Source organism: Mycobacterium sp. 852002-40037_SCH5390672 (genome assembly GCF_001665875.1).
Taxonomy (GTDB): Bacteria; Actinomycetota; Actinomycetes; order Mycobacteriales; family Mycobacteriaceae; genus Mycobacterium.
On sequence record NZ_LZTA01000097.1, the window covers coordinates 146969 to 163422 of the forward strand.

At 66.0% G+C, this 16454-nt stretch carries 20 protein-coding genes and 1 tRNA gene; 8 read left to right on the top strand and 13 right to left on the bottom strand.

Translation table 11 applies throughout. The annotated features are described in order from the left end of the window. Nucleotides 1-3 precede the first annotated feature (3 nt). The 4 genes from A5782_RS17770 to A5782_RS17785 all read right to left on the bottom strand — a co-directional run bounded on the left by A5782_RS17770 (nucleotide 4) and on the right by A5782_RS17785 (nucleotide 1551). Nucleotides 4-144 (bottom strand): LppA family lipoprotein, encoded by a 141-nt coding sequence (locus tag A5782_RS17770; protein ID WP_231986714.1) that lies wholly within the window; start codon nucleotides 142-144, stop codon nucleotides 4-6. Nucleotides 145-483: 339 nt separating this feature from the next. After that, nucleotides 484-738, bottom strand: coding sequence for a hypothetical protein (locus A5782_RS17775; RefSeq protein WP_156624005.1), 255 nt, complete (start codon nucleotides 736-738; stop codon nucleotides 484-486). A 105-nt stretch (nucleotides 739-843) separates the two neighbouring features. Further along, nucleotides 844-1224 carry a hypothetical protein gene (locus A5782_RS17780; RefSeq protein ID WP_156624006.1) on the bottom strand — a complete coding sequence of 127 codons (381 nt, stop codon included), beginning with the start codon at nucleotides 1222-1224 and terminating at the stop codon, nucleotides 844-846. 243 nt (nucleotides 1225-1467) lie between these two features. Further along, nucleotides 1468-1551 (bottom strand) — tRNA-Tyr (locus tag A5782_RS17785). Between the two features lie 69 nt (nucleotides 1552-1620). On the opposite strand from A5782_RS17785, the gene A5782_RS17790 reads away from it, so the two are divergent. The 4 genes from A5782_RS17790 to A5782_RS17805 all read left to right on the top strand — a co-directional run bounded on the left by A5782_RS17790 (nucleotide 1621) and on the right by A5782_RS17805 (nucleotide 6615). Next, the gene (locus A5782_RS17790; RefSeq protein WP_067102947.1) at nucleotides 1621-2112 is read left to right on the top strand and encodes a YajQ family cyclic di-GMP-binding protein; all 492 of its coding nucleotides are present in this window, start codon (nucleotides 1621-1623) and stop codon (nucleotides 2110-2112) included. 105 nt (nucleotides 2113-2217) lie between these two features. Further along, complete coding sequence (locus A5782_RS17795; protein WP_067102949.1) at nucleotides 2218-3729, top strand: NAD(P)/FAD-dependent oxidoreductase; 1512 nt, start codon at nucleotides 2218-2220, stop codon at nucleotides 3727-3729. Between the two features lie 68 nt (nucleotides 3730-3797). Then, nucleotides 3798-4823 (top strand): NAD(P)H-dependent glycerol-3-phosphate dehydrogenase, encoded by a 1026-nt coding sequence (locus A5782_RS17800; RefSeq protein ID WP_067102951.1) that lies wholly within the window; start codon nucleotides 3798-3800, stop codon nucleotides 4821-4823. Nucleotides 4824-5067: 244 nt separating this feature from the next. After that, on the top strand, nucleotides 5068-6615 hold the full coding sequence (locus A5782_RS17805; protein ID WP_067102953.1) for a SulP family inorganic anion transporter: 1548 nt from the start codon (nucleotides 5068-5070) through the stop codon (nucleotides 6613-6615). A gap of 40 nt (nucleotides 6616-6655) precedes the next feature. Here A5782_RS17805 and A5782_RS17810 read toward each other — a convergent pair whose 3' ends face one another. The 3 genes from A5782_RS17810 to grcC1 form a co-directional block, all read right to left on the bottom strand. Next, entirely contained in the window at nucleotides 6656-6898 is a 243-nt protein-coding gene (locus A5782_RS17810) for a helix-turn-helix transcriptional regulator (RefSeq protein ID WP_067102955.1), read from the bottom strand. A gap of 42 nt (nucleotides 6899-6940) precedes the next feature. Continuing rightward, complete coding sequence (gene htpX / locus A5782_RS17815) at nucleotides 6941-7804, bottom strand: zinc metalloprotease HtpX (protein WP_067102957.1); 864 nt, start codon at nucleotides 7802-7804, stop codon at nucleotides 6941-6943. 104 nt (nucleotides 7805-7908) lie between these two features. Beyond that, nucleotides 7909-8916 (bottom strand): nonaprenyl/(2E,6E)-farnesyl/geranylgeranyl diphosphat synthase, encoded by a 1008-nt coding sequence (gene grcC1 / locus A5782_RS17820; protein ID WP_067102959.1) that lies wholly within the window; start codon nucleotides 8914-8916, stop codon nucleotides 7909-7911. Nucleotides 8917-8936: 20 nt separating this feature from the next. Here grcC1 and menJ point away from each other — a divergent pair, with 20 nt between their 5' ends. Further along, entirely contained in the window at nucleotides 8937-10166 is a 1230-nt protein-coding gene (gene menJ / locus A5782_RS17825) for a menaquinone reductase (protein ID WP_067102961.1), read from the top strand. A 112-nt stretch (nucleotides 10167-10278) separates the two neighbouring features. After that, complete coding sequence (locus A5782_RS17830) at nucleotides 10279-10677, top strand: DUF732 domain-containing protein (protein WP_067102963.1); 399 nt, start codon at nucleotides 10279-10281, stop codon at nucleotides 10675-10677. 7 nt (nucleotides 10678-10684) lie between these two features. Here the strand turns inward: A5782_RS17830 and A5782_RS17835 are convergent, their stop codons facing one another. After that, nucleotides 10685-11377 carry a demethylmenaquinone methyltransferase gene (locus tag A5782_RS17835; RefSeq protein WP_067102966.1) on the bottom strand — a complete coding sequence of 231 codons (693 nt, stop codon included), beginning with the start codon at nucleotides 11375-11377 and terminating at the stop codon, nucleotides 10685-10687. Nucleotides 11378-11434: 57 nt separating this feature from the next. On the opposite strand from A5782_RS17835, the gene A5782_RS17840 reads away from it, so the two are divergent. Further along, nucleotides 11435-12259, top strand: coding sequence for an SDR family oxidoreductase (locus tag A5782_RS17840; RefSeq protein WP_067102968.1), 825 nt, complete (start codon nucleotides 11435-11437; stop codon nucleotides 12257-12259). A 44-nt stretch (nucleotides 12260-12303) separates the two neighbouring features. Here the strand turns inward: A5782_RS17840 and A5782_RS17845 are convergent, their stop codons facing one another. From A5782_RS17845 to A5782_RS17855, 3 genes are all read right to left on the bottom strand, one after another. Beyond that, nucleotides 12304-12510 (bottom strand): hypothetical protein, encoded by a 207-nt coding sequence (locus A5782_RS17845; RefSeq protein ID WP_067102969.1) that lies wholly within the window; start codon nucleotides 12508-12510, stop codon nucleotides 12304-12306. Nucleotides 12511-12752: 242 nt separating this feature from the next. After that, on the bottom strand, nucleotides 12753-13358 hold the full coding sequence (locus A5782_RS17850) for an NAD(P)-dependent oxidoreductase (protein WP_197694262.1): 606 nt from the start codon (nucleotides 13356-13358) through the stop codon (nucleotides 12753-12755). 164 nt (nucleotides 13359-13522) lie between these two features. Next, a complete protein-coding gene (locus tag A5782_RS17855; protein WP_067102973.1) occupies nucleotides 13523-13972 on the bottom strand; it encodes a MarR family winged helix-turn-helix transcriptional regulator in 450 nt (149 codons plus the stop codon). A 458-nt stretch (nucleotides 13973-14430) separates the two neighbouring features. Here A5782_RS17855 and A5782_RS17860 point away from each other — a divergent pair, with 458 nt between their 5' ends. Then, on the top strand, nucleotides 14431-14622 hold the full coding sequence (locus A5782_RS17860) for a CsbD family protein (protein WP_067102975.1): 192 nt from the start codon (nucleotides 14431-14433) through the stop codon (nucleotides 14620-14622). A gap of 61 nt (nucleotides 14623-14683) precedes the next feature. Here A5782_RS17860 and A5782_RS17865 read toward each other — a convergent pair whose 3' ends face one another. Then, nucleotides 14684-15838 carry a glycosyltransferase family 1 protein gene (locus A5782_RS17865; RefSeq protein WP_067102977.1) on the bottom strand — a complete coding sequence of 385 codons (1155 nt, stop codon included), beginning with the start codon at nucleotides 15836-15838 and terminating at the stop codon, nucleotides 14684-14686. Between the two features lie 51 nt (nucleotides 15839-15889). After that, on the bottom strand, nucleotides 15890-16447 hold the full coding sequence (locus A5782_RS17870; protein WP_067102979.1) for a DUF3592 domain-containing protein: 558 nt from the start codon (nucleotides 16445-16447) through the stop codon (nucleotides 15890-15892). Nucleotides 16448-16454: the final 7 nt, after the last annotated feature.

Sequence of the window (16454 nt, forward strand, 5' to 3'; positions counted from 1 at the left end):
TGCTTATTTCTTGTACCGCGGCAACCGGCAACCCGTGTAGCCCGAGACGACGACGTGGCGCCGGTAGCCGAGCTTGATGACGATTCCGGTCGGGCCGTGGAAGCCCGCGTCGTGGATTCCGGGGTTGTCGTGCGTGACCTGCATGTCGGTGGCACCCTACTTGCCCGCCCCCTGCGGGGCTCAATCGGTTGGGGCCGAGTCAATTTCGGCCATAGCGGTCTGCACCTGAGATTAGGTGTCCTCGAACGAGGGCAGCCCGGCCAGGGTCTTGGCGGCGTCGGTGGACGTCGTGGCTGGCGCCCCACCCCACCGGCGAGCGACGTGGCGAGGCCGCCGAAGTCGGGAGCCTGCGGCGGGCCGCGAAAGGGAACGCGTCGGACACAACGCGCGTCGGCGACGGGCACAGCAGGACACCCCGACGCCGGGGTTGGGTTGGAGGAGTCAGCGCCGGGGTGCCGTCTCGGTCAGATCGTGTCGAAAGGCTCAGCCCGTCGCTTCAGAGATGAAAACGTCGAGGCCATCGAGGTAGACGTTCCCGCGCCGCACCGTTTCATCCAGCCGCGCCGCCATCGGATCACTAGATGGAAGAACAACTTTCACGTCTAGTAGTTCAAACATAGCGTCCTGCAACATGGTTCGTGCAATCACGAGGTCACCCACACTGCTGGCGGAATCCATCAGGTCGACGCCTTGGTGGAACAGCCCGGTGGCTTTGGCTATGTCTGATGTGACGCTCATGGGCATCCACCTTTCCCACGTAGATACAACGCTACGCGCGAAAACGCCTGGCGGGAAGGATTGCGGCCGAATGGGTTTCAGACGGTTTGTTTGACATTCGTACATTTAGACCAGGCTTCGGACATCGGTGTCCGTGTGCCGGTCGTGCACAGGCCGACAGTTGGCAGAACTACCCGGCGATGCCAGGATGCCAAACGCAGCCGAGTAGATATCCCGGGGGCCGGATCGGCCGGAAGGCGCCTCAAATCCTTCCAGCGCAGCGGCCCTGGCTTTCTCGGTCTCGGTGCGCAGGTTCCTGATTTCGTTGGCTTGCATTGCATTTTCAGTCTCTGGGGGCGCCGAACGTTCTTCGTCTGTGCCGTTATCGGCGTAACCCTCTAGGTCAGCGGTGAGCATCGGCAGCGCTTCGGCCATGGTTCCCCTGAAATTGACGGAGGCGGCAATGGCGCGAGCTTGAATGAGCCAGTCTCGTACGGCATCACGCAACCTGGCGAGTCGACCTGACCTGACGTGCCAGGCCCTACTCCGAGCGCTTCAGGCGAAAAATCCGGCCGCCGCCCAGCCTGGCCCTGGTTGCGGCTCACCCTCAGCAGATCGCGAACGTCCGCGCGGTCGCGTTGTCGGTCGCTCCCCTGCCCGGCGGGCCGGCCACCGTCAGGCAATAGGATGCGGCGAGGATGCGGACCCTCGACGGAACCCAAAACACGTCGCCTGACCGACAAAAAACTTTGGTGGCAGGTACAGGATTCGAACCTGTGAAGCTTTCGCGACGGATTTACAGTCCGCTCCCATTGGCCGCTCGGGCAACCTGCCGCCAGACAGGTTACAACGAGCGAGTAGACAAAGCACAAACGCCTATCACCGAGTGAAGGGACGGATTGCATGGCGGACTCATCGTTCGACATCGTCAGCAAAGTGGATCGCCAGGAGGTCGACAACGCGCTCAACCAGGCCGCCAAGGAGCTGGCCACCCGCTTCGACTTCCGCGGCACCGACACCACAATCGCCTGGAAAGGCGACGAGGCTATCGAGCTGACGTCGTCCACCGAGGAACGCGTCAAGGCGGCGGTCGACGTCTTCAAAGAGAAGCTGATCCGGCGGGACATCTCGATGAAGGCCTTCGACGCCGGCGAACCGCAGGCGTCTGGCAAGACCTACAAGATCAGCGGCACTCTCAAACAGGGCATCAGCAGCGAAAACGCCAAAAAGATCACCAAGCTGATCCGCGACGACGGCCCCAAGACCGTCAAAACCCAGATCCAGGGCGAGGAAATTCGGGTCACCAGCAAAAAGCGTGACGATCTGCAAGCCGTCCAAGCCCTGCTCAAGCAGGCCGACCTGGACGTGGCGCTGCAGTTCGTCAACTACCGCTAACCGGCGCAATCTGCGCGTTGCGACCCGGATTCGCCGGTTACTAGCCCGACCAACCGGTGGGTCTTTACGCTGGTGACGAGTCCCACAATTTGAGCGAGGTTCACGATGACCGTGACTCCCCAGGAAGCCGCCGACAGCGGTGCGACCGAGGCCGGGTACTGCGACGTGATCATCGTCGGTGCCGGCATCTCCGGCATCGACGCGGCCTACCGGATCACCGAGCGCAATCCGCACCTGACATACACCGTCTTGGAGCGGCGCGCGCAGATCGGCGGAACGTGGGACTTGTTCCGCTATCCCGGCGTGCGCTCGGACAGCAGCATCTTCACGCTGTCCTTCCCGTTCGAGCCGTGGACCCGTCAAGAGGGCGTCGCCGACGGCGTGCACATCCGCGAATACCTGGCCGCCACCGCGCGCAAGTACGGTATCGATCGGCACATCCGATTCAACAGCTACGTCCGCTCGGCCGACTGGGACTCCGCCACCGACACCTGGACGGTCACCGTCGAGCAGAACGGGGCACGCAAGCAATACCGCTGCCGCTTCCTGTTCTTCGCCAGCGGCTACTACAACTACGACGAGGGCTACACGCCCGACTTCCCGGGCATCGACGAGTTCAGGGGCACCGTGGTGCACCCGCAGCACTGGCCGGAAGACCTCGACTACACCGGCAAGAAGGTCGTGGTGATCGGCAGCGGGGCAACCGCGGTCACGCTGCTGCCGTCGCTGTCGGACCGCGCCGCCAAAGTCACCATGCTGCAGCGCTCGCCGACCTATCTCATTTCGGCGTCCAAGTACGGCACGGTCGCCGCCGTCTCCCGAAAACTGTTGCCCCGCAAGCCAGCTCACCTCGTCGTCCGCATGTACAGCGCCTTGACCGAGGCGGTGTTCTTTGCGCTGTCGCGCAAAGCGCCGGGGTTGGTGCGATGGCTGTTGCGGCGCAAGGCGATCAACAGCCTGCCCGCCGGCTACGACGTCGACACCCACTTCAAGCCGCGCTACAACCCGTGGGACCAGCGGATGTGCCTGATCCCCGATGCCGATCTGTACAACGCCATCAGCGCGGGGGGCGCCGAGGTGGTCACCGACCACATCGATCATTTCGACACGACCGGCATCGCGCTCAAATCCGGTGCACGCCTCGAGGCCGACATCATCGTCACCGCCACCGGACTGCAGCTGCAGGCCCTGGGCGGGGCCGCGATCAGCCTGGACGGCAACGAGATCAAGACCAGCGACCGCTTCGTCTACAAAGCGCACATGCTCGAAGACGTGCCGAACCTGTTCTGGTGCGTGGGCTACACCAACGCGTCGTGGACCCTGCGGGCCGACATCACCGCCCGGGCAACGGCAAAACTCATGGAACACATGGCCACTCACGGCTACACCCACGCCGCCCCGCATCGCGGCAACGAGCCGATGACCGAGAAGCCGTCGTGGGACATCAACGCCGGCTACGTGCTGCGCTCGGTGCATGCGCTGCCCAAGTCCGGCACCAGGCGGCCGTGGAATGTCCGGCAGAACTATCTCGCCGACGCCCTCGACTACCGCTTCGACCGCATCGAAGAGGCCATGGTGTTCGGCCGGGTCGACGACCGGGCGCCGCTGGCGGGGTAGTCGCAGCGCGCGCATGGGTGTTCGTGAACTGCTACTAAATGTGAGATGTCGGCAATACGCTGATCGCCATGGCATCTGAGAAGCGCGAACCCAAAGTCGTTGTCCTCGGTGGCGGTTCCTGGGGTACCACCGTGGCATCAATCTGCGCGCGCCGCGGGCCGACGCTGCAGTGGGTGCGCTCCGAGGCGACCGCCTCCGACATCAACGACAACCACCGCAACAGTCGTTACCTCGGCAACGACGTCGTGCTCAGCGACACCCTGCGCGCCACCACCGACTTCGCCGAGGCGGCGAACTCCGCCGACGTCGTCGTGATGGGCGTTCCCTCGCACGGCTTTCGGGGGGTCCTGAGCGAGCTGGCCAAGGAACTGCGGCCCTGGGTGCCGGTGGTGTCGCTGGTCAAGGGGCTCGAGCAGGGCACCAACATGCGGATGTCGCAGATCATCGAGGAGACGCTGCCCGGCCACCCCGCGGGCATCCTGGCCGGACCGAACATCGCGCGCGAGGTCGGCGAGGGCTACGCCGCCGCGGCGGTGCTGGCGATGCCCGACCAGCACCTGGCGACCCGGCTGTCGGGCCTGTTCCGCACCCGGCGCTTCCGCGTGTACACCACCGACGACGTCATCGGCGTGGAAATGGCCGGGGCGCTGAAGAATGTCTACGCGATCTCGGTCGGCATGGGCTACTCGCTGGGCATCGGGGAGAACACCCGCGCACTGGTCATCGCCCGCGCGCTGCGCGAGATGACCAAGCTGGGCGTCGCCCTGGGTGGCAACCCCGATACCTTCCCGGGCCTGGCCGGCCTGGGCGACCTCATCGTCACCTGTACCAGCCAGCGCAGCCGTAACCGTCACGTCGGTGAACAACTGGGGGCGGGCAAGCCGATCGACGAGATCATCGCCTCCATGAACCAGGTCGCCGAGGGCGTCAAGGCCGCCAGCGTGATCATGGAGTTTGCCAACGAATTCGGCCTCACCATGCCGATCGCCCGTGAAGTCGACGCCGTGATCAACCATGGCTCGTCCGTCGAGCAGGCTTATCGGGGTCTGATCGCCGAGGTCCCCGGCCACGAGGTGCACGGTTCCGGGTTCTGAACTGGCTGGTTAACACCAGGTAATTCAAATCTTTGCGTTCTCTATGGGCATGGCCCCTCGGCTTGACCGGCGCTTTGCCAGCAAAATACCGTCGATCCAGGCAGCCAGTGGTTTCCGGGCGCGATCCTGCGGGTCGGCCCGATCGTAATCGTCTGTACGCCAGCGCGTTACGAAGAGGTAATGAGCGCACGATGGGGCGGATATCGGAACATCCCCCGCTAACACCTAACGAGGGACGCGACCGATGCACAACGTTGAACAGTCGGGTCAAACGACCCGTGACCAGAGCCGGGCCGGGCATCTCAATCGGTTGCGCGACGCGATCCGGCACGACTTGCCGTCCTCACTCGTGGTTTTCCTGGTCGCGCTTCCCCTGTCGTTGGGGATCGCGATCGCTTCGGGCGCCCCGGTGCTCGCCGGGCTGATCGCGGCGATCGTCGGGGGAATCATCGTCGGCTCGTTGGGTGGGTCCCCGCTGCAGGTCAGTGGTCCCGCGGCCGGACTGACGGTGGTTGTCGCCGACCTGATTTCCGATTTCGGTTGGGGCATAACGTGCTTGATCACCGTCGCCGCCGGAGTCGTGCAGGTTCTGCTGGGGCTCAGCCGCGTCGCACGTGCCGCCCTTGCGATCTCACCGGTCGTCGTGCACGCCATGCTGGCCGGCATCGGCATCACGATCGCCCTGCAGCAGGCCCACGTGTTGCTCGGCGGGAAATCCAAAAGCACGGCCTGGCACAACCTCATCGGGCTCCCGGGCCAGATCATCGGTGCGCACCGGCCGGGGGTGATCCTGGGGGTACTGGTGATCGTCATCCTGGTGGGCTGGCGATGGGTTCCCGCCAAAGTGCGCCGCATTCCGGGTCCCCTGGTCGCCATAGTGGCGGTGACGGTGATTTCGGTGGTCTTCGGATTCCACGTGCGCCGGATCGACCTCGAGGGGTCACCGCTGGATGCGCTGCAATTGCCCGATCTTCCCCACGGCAACTGGGGCGCGTTCGCGATCGGGGTGATCACGGTGGCGCTCATCGCCAGCGTCGAAAGCCTGCTGTCGGCGGTGTCGGTCGACCGGATGCACAACGGGCCACGCACCGATTTCAACCGCGAGTTGGTGGGGCAGGGTGCCGCCAACATCGTGTCGGGCACCGTCGGTGGACTGCCGGTGACCGGCGTGATCGTCCGTAGCTCAACAAACGTCAACGCGGGCGCCAAATCCCGCGCCTCGGCGATCATGCACGGCGTCTGGATCCTGCTGTTCACCATCCCCTTCGCCGGGTTGGTCGAAGAGATCCCCACCGCCGCCCTGGCCGGTCTGCTCATTGTCATCGGTGTCCAGCTGCTGAAGCCGGCGCACATCGAAACCGCCCTGAAACACGGCGATCTGGCGGTGTACGTCGTGACGGCCGTCTGCGTCATCTTCCTCAACTTGCTGCACGGGGTCATGATCGGGCTCGCACTGGCCATCGCGCTAACCGGATGGCGGGTGATCCGGGCCAAGATCGAGGCCACTTCGGTGGACGACCAATGGCGGGTGAGCATCGAGGGCGCGGCGTGCACATTCCTGGCCCTTCCGAGGCTGACGCGGATGCTGGCCTCGGTTCCGCGGGGGACGACGGCGACGGTGGCAATTGCGGTCCACTACCTCGATCACGCTGCCCACCAAACGATTACCGACTGGCAGCAACAACATGAGGCGACGGGCGGGAAGGTTCACATTCAGGGCATGATCGAGACGGGTCGGCGCGATGCGCACGAACCGCTGCTCGAAGCCGAAAGGCCTGAGGCCGCAGCGTAATCGGCTCGACGGCTGGCCGGACCCGGCAATGCCCGGTCGGTCAGTCGACGTCGATGCGGATATGCAGCCGCTTGCCGCATACCTGCGCCAACCGCTGCAGCTCGTCGACACGGGGCACCTCGGTCCCGTCCTCCCACGCGGCGACGACTGCGTGGGTGGTGCCAAGCGCCTCGGCAAGCTGGGCCTGGTTCATTCCTGCACCGGCACGTGTTTCGAAGATCAAGTCGGGCAGATCCAAGGCCAGCCCGGCTTCGTGAATATCCATCGAGTTGGGTTCAGTCATCGTCAATCACCATCCAATCCCGATGGTACTTGCGGTCTCGGCCTACCGCCCGGCCATTTCCTCGAGCCGGCGGATACGGTCCTCGATCGGCGGATGCGTCGAAAACAACGAACCGATCCGCTCGCCCGACCGAAACGGGTTGGCGATCATCAGGTGCGCCTGGCTGGCCAGCTGGGGCTCCGGCGGCAGCGGGGCCGCCTGAACCCCGCCGGATATCTTGCGCAGGGCCGACGCCAACGCCAGCGGGTCACCGGTCAGCACCGCGCCGGATTCGTCTGCCTGGTACTCGCGTGACCGCGACACCGCCAACCGCACCACCGTCGCGGCGATCGGACCCAGCAATGAAACCAGCAGCAGCGCAAAGGGATTCTCGCCATCGCGGTCGTTACCGCCGAACATGCCGGCGAAAATAGCCATGTTGGCCAGTGCGGTGATAACCGAGGCCAGCGCGCCGGCGATGCACGAGATCAGGATGTCGCGGTTGTAGACGTGCGAAAGCTCGTGTCCCAGTACGGCACGCAGTTCGCGCTCGGTGAGGATGTCCAGGATGCCGGTGGTGCAGCAGACCGCCGCGTTGCGGGGGTTACGGCCGGTCGCGAACGCGTTGGGCGCGTTGGTGTCGCTGATGTACAGCCGGGGCATCGGCTGGTGCGCTGCGGTAGCCAGCTCGCGCACGATCCGGTACATCGCCGGCGCCTGCACCTCGGAGACCGGCTGCGCGTGCATGGCCCGCAGCGCCAGCTTGTCGCTGTTGAAGTACGTGTAGACGTTCATCCCGATGGCGAACAGCACCGCGAGGAACATTGCGGTCCTGCCGAACAGCGACCCGACGAACACGATCAACGCGGACATGCCAACCAACAACGCGAACGTCTTGAACGTGTTGTGATGCGGATGCCAGGTCATCGGTGTCCTCCTCGGAACACTCGGGAGCGCGCGTTATTGCCGACTACAGCACATTGAACGCACCAGATGGCCCCGTTGGTTCCGCAGGGCTGTCGGAGGTGACGTTAGCCGTGCCGGCTGATGGTGTAGTCGACCAGTGTCTGCAATGCGTGCCGGCCGGGAAGATCCGGCAGCACGGCCAGCTCTTGGCGGGCCTGCTGCGCGTAGTCCTGAAGCGAGTGCTTGGCCTTGGTCATGCCCGGCGATGCCCGCAACAGCGCCAGCGCCTCGGCCACCGTCTCGTCGTCGTCGATGGGCCCGACCAGCAGCTCACGCAGCCGCGCCGCCTCGGGCCCGGGTTCGCGCAGCGCGTAGACCATCGGCAAGGTGTGCACGCCTTCGCGCACGTCCGTGCCGGGCAGCTTGCCGGACTCGTGGGAGTCGCTGTCGATGTCGATGATGTCGTCGGAGATCTGAAACGCGGTGCCCACGATGCCGCCCAGGCGACTGAGCCGCTCGACCTGATCGGCGTCGGCACCCGAGAACATTGCACCGAATCGGCCCGCCGCGGCGATCAGGCACGCGGTCTTCTCGTACACCACTTTCAGGTAGTGCTCGATCGGGTCGGATCCCTCGACGAACCCGCGAGTCTCGCGCATCTGGCCGGTCACCAATTGGGCGAACGTCTCGGCGATCAGCCGGACCGCCTCGGGCCCCAGCCGTGAGACCAACCGGGATGCCGTGGCGAACAAATAATCCCCGGCCAGGATCGCGACGTTGTTGCCCCAGCGCACGTTGGCGGTGGGTGTGCCCCGGCGAACCTCCGCCTCGTCCATCACGTCGTCGTGATACAGCGTGGCCAGGTGCACCAGTTCGATGACGGCGCCGGCGATGGTCACCTCCGCGGCGTCCGGGTTCGGCCCGATCTGCGCCGCCAGCACGGTGAACAGTGGCCGGAACCGCTTGCCGCCCGCGTTGAACAGGTGCGTCAGCGACTCGGTCATGATCTCGTCGGCGCTGCGCAGTTCGGTGTCCATGAGCTGCTCGATCCGTCCGACACCGTCCCGTACGGTCGCCGCGAAAGCGGCGTCGCCGAAGTCAACGCCCGCCACCACCGTCGCCGGAGTCCTCACGCGACCAACATACTGGTGGCGTGGAGACCCGAGCCCTCAAGGCCCAAGTGGTGGTCGTGGGCGCAGGACCCGCCGGTTCGGCGGCGGCGGCCTGGGCCGCCCGTGCGGGCAACGACGTACTGGTCGTCGATTCGGCGAGCTTTCCCCGCGACAAAGCCTGCGGCGACGGGCTGACCCCGCGCGCGGTCGCCGAGCTGGAACGCCTCGGACTGTGCGACTGGCTGGACACCCGCATCCGGCATCGGGGATTGCGGATGAGCGGGTTCGGCGGCGAGGTGGAAGTCGATTGGCCCGGGCCGTCGTTCCCGTCGACGGGCAGCGCGGTGGCCCGCTTCGAGTTGGACGACCGGATCCGCAAAGTCGCCGAAGATTCCGGGGCGCGGATGCTGCTTGGCATCAAAGCTGTTGCCGCGCAACATGATTCATCAGGACGGGTGACATCGGTGACATTGGCCGACGGCACCGACGTGAGCTGCCGTCAGTTGATCGTGGCCGACGGGGCCCGATCGCCGCTGGGCCGCAAACTGGGCCGTCGCTGGCACCAGGAGACGGTGTACGGCGTCGCAGCCCGCGGGTATCTGACCACGGCGCGCGCCGACGACCCCTGGCTGACGTCGCACCTGGAACTGCGCTCCCCCGACGGCGCGGTGTTGCCCGGCTACGGCTGGATCTTCCCGCTCGGCAACGGCGAGGTGAACATCGGCGTCGGAGCACTGTCGACGTCGAAACGGCCCGCCGACCTGGCGTTGCGGCCGCTGATCGACTACTACACCGACCTGCGCCGCGACGAGTGGGGGTTTTCCGGCCAGCCGCGGGCGGTGGCCTCGGCACTGTTGCCGATGGGCGGCGCGGTGTCGGGGGTGGCCGGCGCCAACTGGATGCTGATCGGCGACGCCGCGGCCTGCGTGAACCCGCTCAACGGCGAAGGCATCGATTACGGGCTCGAGACCGGACGACTGGCCGCCGAGCTGTTGGATTGCCGCGACCTGTCGCAGGTGTGGCCGTCGCTGCTGCAGCAGCACTACGGTCGCGGCTTCTCGGTGGCGCGCAGGCTGGCGCTGCTGCTGACGTTCCAGCGGTTTTTACCGTCGACCGGACCGATCGCGATGCGCTCGACGACGCTGATGAGCATCGCCGTGCGGGTGATGGCCAATCTGGTGACCGACGACGATGCGGACTGGGTGGCGCGCGCCTGGCGCGGCGGTGGGCGGCTGTCGCGGCTGCTCGACCGCCGAACGCCGTTCAGCTGACCGAGTGCCCGCATCACCGCTGGTCGGCGCGCTGACCGTGGTCGTACGAGGCCGTCGATCTGCGATTGACTTTCGTCCGCACACCCCGACCGGGCCGTGTATAGTCCAGCTAATGAAGGGAACGAGGCTGGCTACTATCGGAGCCGCTGCTGCGGCTGCCATCACGCTGGGCGCGCTTGCCGCGCCGGCACTTGCCGACCCGCCGCCGACGGCGCCGTACCCGACGCCGCGCACACCGTCGCCCCCGAGCGACTACGACGCCCCATTCAAGAACACCGTCAACGGCTTCGGCATCTACCAGCCGCAGGACCAGCTGGCGTGGCTGGGCAAGATCACCTGCGATCGATTGGGCCGCGGCGTGGACCACGACGCCCACCAGTCCGCGACCTTCATTCAACGCAACCTGCCGCGCGGCACCACCGAGGGGCAGTCGTTGCAGTTCCTCGGCGCAGCGGTCGACCACTACTGCCCGGACCAAATCGGCGTCGTCCAGGCCGCCGGCAATCACTAGAACGTTCTCAGCGCAGGGGCTTGCACCCGGCGTGTAAGGCGACGATCCCGCCGGTCAGGTTGCGCCAGCGCACCCCCGACCATCCGGCCTGGGTGATCTGCTGCGCCAACTCCGCCTGATCCGGCCACGCCCTGATCGACTCCGCGAGGTACACGTACGCGTCGGGATTGCTGGACACCGCCCGGGCCACCCGCGGCAGAGCCCTCATCAGGTACTCCTTGTAAACGGTGGCGAACAGCCCATTGGTGGGTGTGGAGAACTCGCACACCACCAACCGGCCACCGGGACGCGTGACGCGGGCCATCTCGCGCAGCGCGGCCTGGGTGTCGACCACGTTGCGCAGCCCGAAACTGATTGTCACAGCATCGAATACATCGTCGCCGAAGGGCAGCCGGGTGGCATCACCGGCGACCTTCGGAACGTCGCGGGCGGCACCGGCCGCCAGCATGCCGACCGAGAAATCGGCGGCCACACACCACGCCCCGGACTTGTTCAGCTCCACGGTGGACACCGCGGTACCCGCGGCGAGATCCAGCACCTTCTGACCCGCGCCAATGGCCAGCGCCGAGCGGGTGGCCTTCCGCCAATACCGGTCCTGGCCCATCGACAGCACGGTGTTGGTCAGGTCATACCGGCGGGCGACGCCGTCGAACATCGACGCGACATCCCGGGGATCCTTGTCCAACTCCGCGCGACTCACCAGAGAGACGCTACCGGTTCGGGGAATGCGGCGGCGCGATCGGCGTTACAGGAAGGCGTGACTGAAAAAGTTTGGTTTATCACCGGTACATCGCGAGGTTTTGGGCGGGCGTGGACGATCGCGGCACTGGAGCGCGGCGACAAGGTGGCCGCCACGGCACGCAACACCGCCGCGCTGGACGACTTGGCGCAGAAGTACGGGGATGCGCTGCTGCCGATCCGTCTGGACGTCACCGACCGGGTGGCGGACTTCGCGGCAGTCAAGCAGGCGCACGACCACTTCGGCCGGCTCGACATCGTGGTGAACAACGCCGGCTACGGCCAATTCGGGTTCGTCGAGGAGCTGTCCGAACAAGACGCACGCGATCAGATCGATACCAATGTCTTTGGGGCACTGTGGATCACGCAGGCCGCGCTGCCGTATCTGCGCGAGCAGGGCAGCGGCCACATCATTCAGGTGTCCTCGATCGGAGGCATTACCGCGTTCCCCTTGGTCGGCATGTACCACGCATCCAAGTGGGCGCTGGAGGGCTTCTCGCAGGCGCTGGCGCAGGAGGTCGCACCGTTCGGTGTCCACGTCACGCTGATCGAGCCGGGCGGTTTCGACACCGACTGGGCGGGCGACTCGGCCAAGCACGCCGATCCGCTGCCGGCCTATGACGACATTCGCGCCGCCGTCCAGGCCGAGCGCAGCCGCCGGTGGGCCAGCCCGGGCAACCCGTCGGCGTCCGCAGCCGCCCTGCTCAAGGTGGTCGACGCCGAAAAGCCGCCGCTGCGAGTGTTTTTCGGCGCTTCCCCGCTGGAAACGGCCAAGGCCGACTACCAGAGCCGGCTCAAGAACTGGGAGGAATGGCAGCCCGTCGCCCAGCTGGCGCAGGGCTGATCAGCCCACGGCCATCTCGTTGATGGTCTATCCCCGAGACGGCTCTAGGGTCTCCTCGGCGGTGGGTCGGGCGCGCAGCCGGATGACGGGAAGCTCGCGGTCGGTTTCTGCTCGTATTTCGCCAAACGGTCTGCCGCGCTGGTGATGTGGCGCCAGGCGTGCTGGCGGGCGGTGCCGTGCAGCTGCTCGGCGCTGACCGCGATGGTGCGCCCGGCGACCTGGATCTGCACGGTGTCGGGGTGCGCAGCCAAGTGGCCCCAGACGGACGGCCCACATTGGCTCCACGCTGTTGGCTGTGACCATGTCACCGGCACCTGCGTGAGTTGGCTATTCTCACACGGGTTCGTTCACCGGTTGTCTGCTCCCGACGTAGGTTGACCCCCCGACGCCGAGCGGCTGTTGGCCCGCGCGGCGGCGGAAGCGCGACTGAAGATGGGCCTGTCCGATCTCCGCCGATTGCTCGGCTCGACAAGTGATCTACGACCACCCTCCATCACAGGATGACGGGTGTCCGCCGCAACCAGGTGTCGGTCGTCAATTGCTCGAGCACGAACTGAGCGACATCGGCGCGCGCTATCTTGCCGCCGTTGACGCCTGCGAGGTCGGCGGTGGCCCTGACGCTGCCACGCGGCGGGTCGTTGGTGAGCATGGCGGGGCGGACGACAACCCAGTCGAGCGAACTGGCGCGGATCGCGGCTTCCTGGCGGTCCTTGTCCTTGTAGGCGGGGCCGAGCAGCAACGGCTGGAACAGCCGGTCGAAGACGAAGCCGCCGTGGCCGCGACTGTCGCCGACTCCGAGCGCGGAGATGCAGATTAGACGGCGGACGCCGGTGCGGGTCATCGCGGCGACGAGGGCGCGGGTCGCGACGGTCAGCAGGTCGACCTCGCGCAAGCCCATCCCGGTGCCCAGCGCGCTGACGACGGCATCGCAGCCGTCCAACGCGCGCGCGAGGGTCCCCTCGTCGCGCACATCGCCCTCGATCACCTCGGCTCCCGGCAGATCAGCGCGCGCTTTGGCACGAACCAGCGCCACGACGTAGTGACCGCTCGCCGTGGCGTCGCGGACTATTAGCTGACCGGTTGCGCCGGTTGCCCCCAAAACCAATATCTTCATGTTTGCCCGCAATCTTTTCTGATGGTGAGAATCACTGACCACATTAGTCAATAAAGCTGACTATATCAAGGCCGGCAAGCCACTGACACCTGCCGGCCCAGGTGGGGGCCTCCCGGCGAACGGCTTCGAGTGCCGCCGGCTCGGCGCAGCTACGATTCGTGCGCGTAGGGGTCGGTGATCTCGCGGAGTTGATCCAGGATCTGGTGCAACAACGTGAAGTTTCGGGTGCCCAGGAAGGCCTTCCACTCCGCCAGGATCTCGGCGGATGTCGCCATCGCCACCTCGGCCGCCCGCCGGCCACGTTCCTCGATCACGATCAACCGGGCGCGCCCATCGGTCGGGTCGGGAACCCGGCGGACATAGCCCAGGCGTTCCAGTTGATCGACCAGCACCCCGGCGCTCTGTTTACTCATTTGCGCCTGATCAGCGAGGTCGGTGAGGCGCGAACCATCCGCTGCGAGGCGTTGAAACACCCGAACCTGAGCCAGGGTCCAGTCGTCGAACCCGGCATCCTGGATGGCCCGGAAAATTCGGTCCTCCATATAGCGATACGGGATGAACAGCGCCACCCCCAGATCAACCGGCTGCTCGTCGTCCATACCGTTCTCGGCTCCAGCGCCCACCTGCTCTCATGAGGTACACACCTTACGTCAGCGCTGCCGGATCAGATCGCTGCCACTACGACTGCGACGTCGCGCGCGCCTCGTTACGCTCGCTGGGTTCCGCACGTGTCATCGATGCGCTTCAGCGACTTCGCGTCTGTTGCCATCGGTCCTAATCTATGACTATATTAGTCAGAATAGCTGACTAATTGCCGAGTCCGGCACCGGCGCTGAGTGCCTCTAATATGTGAACCGCAAAGCAGCGTGCGGATGCCGACGTTCGGCGCCGGCATGCATTGCCGCCCCCCATGGACGCCGCTCACCGGGCCGAGCGGACTGGCGACGGAATTCGACTCCGAACATCAAGCCAAGACGCCGCGTGTAGGCGCGTGGCTCGGCGACAAAAAGGGTAACCGGCCGTTGCGCTTCACTTGGAACGAATAAAAGGACACGCTATGAGCGGCGCAGATAAAGCCCGAAACAAGCTGCGGCTGGTGACGGGCAAGATCAAAACGGCAACCGGTCGCGCGGTCAAGGATCCGGCGCTGGAGGCTGAGGGCAGGGCGGACCAGCGGGCGGCTCAGCTCAAGGACGCCGGCGAAAAGGTCAAGGACGCCTTCCGCCCCCGGCGGCGTCGACAGTTGTAGCCCAAGAGCCCGCCGCGATAACGGCCGCGGTTACCGCGCCTCGGCATACCTCATGTGCCCGTCACTCCCCCTGCGCGTAGCGGGTGGGCCGTACTTGCCGTCGGGCAAACGGCGACAGCACCGCTTCGTAGTGGCCGAGGAGTTCGTCGCAGATGACCGGCCAGCTTCGGCCGACCACACTGCGCCGGGCGGCCAGGGCGTAGCGCGGCCGCTCGGCGATCAGGTGCGCGACCGCGTCGTGCAACCGGGACTCGAACTCGTTGACGGCCAACAACAGACCGGTACGCCACGGGGTGACGAGGTCACGTGGGCCGCCGGCGTCGGGGGCGATCACCGGCAGCCCCGACGCCAGCGCTTCTTGCACGACCTGACAAAACGTCTCGTGCTCACCGGGATGCACGAACACGTCCATACTGGCGTACGCCGCGGCGAGCTCGTCACCGTAGAGCGCACCGGTGAAAACAGCTGTCGGCATTGCCGATTGCAGCTTGTTGCGGTCGACACCGTCGCCGACGATGACGAGCTGGACCGCGTCGTTGGCGGCCAGCCCGATGAGTCGCTCGACGTGTTTCTCGGGCGCGAGCCGACCCACGAATCCGACAATGGGTTTGGCCTGCGGCGACCACTGCCGCCGGAGCGCCTCGTCGCGTGCGGACGGCGCGAACCGCAGCACGTCGACCCCGCGTGCCCACCGGTGTACCCGCGGAAAGCGGTGAGCGACAAGTGATTCCATAGTCACACTGGATGGCGCCAGGGTACGGTCGGCAAGGCCGTGCAGATGACGGAACCAGGCCCAGGCTGCCCGCGCGGTCATCGGAAGGCCATAGCTCGCCGCGAAGCCCGGAACGTCGGTCTGATACACCGCAACCGTCGGAACCCCCAGCCACCGGGCCGCCCGCACGCCGCCGTAGCCCAGCAGCGCCGGGGACGCGAGATGCACCACGTGCGGATCGAATCCACGCATCACGCTCACCAGCCGGGGCGTCGGCACGCCGAGCGGCAGCGTGGTCACCTTCGGAAACATTCGCGACGGCACCCGATGAACTCGGATGCCGTCGTGAATACGCTCTGCCCGCGGCTCCCCCGGCGGCGTGTCGGGGGCGATGACGAGGGCTTCGTGGCCCGTCCGGCGCAGATGCTCGAGCACCCGGATCACCGAATTGCTAACACCGTTGACTTCGGGGAGGAACGATTCCGCGACGATGGCAACGCGCACATCACTACGGTGTCAGCGTCGGCTGTCGACAAGGTTGCCTGCCGGCATACGTCATGCGAAATTTGCAGGTCCGACACTTTTTACAGCGGGGCTATCTGCTTCGTTTCGCGGTATGTCGCGCCGGTCGAGCCATTTGTCCAGCAGCGCCAGCACGACCAGGATCACCGCCGCACCCAGCCAGCCCACCACCGCGATCGATCCGGCCGGGATGATCGCCAGGCCGGCATTGCGATGCTGCACGCGAACCAGGTTGGGATCGTTCTTGTTGTACTCGACGTAAATCCGCATCCCGGTGGCCAAATGCGACGGGTAGAGCACTCCGAGTTCGGGGCGATAGGTGACTCGCTCGGGCGTGACGAATTCGATGGTGGAGCGAAGCGGCCCGGCGCTGAGCACCTCCGCCTGAGCGACGCCCATGTTGTGGGTGATCGCAATGTCATCGCGCCAGGCGCCGGCCACCAGCAGCATTGACTGCAAGGTGACCAGGCCGGCGACGATCAGCACCGCAATCCGGGCCCATCGCAACGCAATCCGGGCATGCGTTTTCGGCGGCTCGTCGCTGCGTCCATGAATCAGTATGTGCAGCAGAGCTTTTAGAGATATCTCCATCTATGCG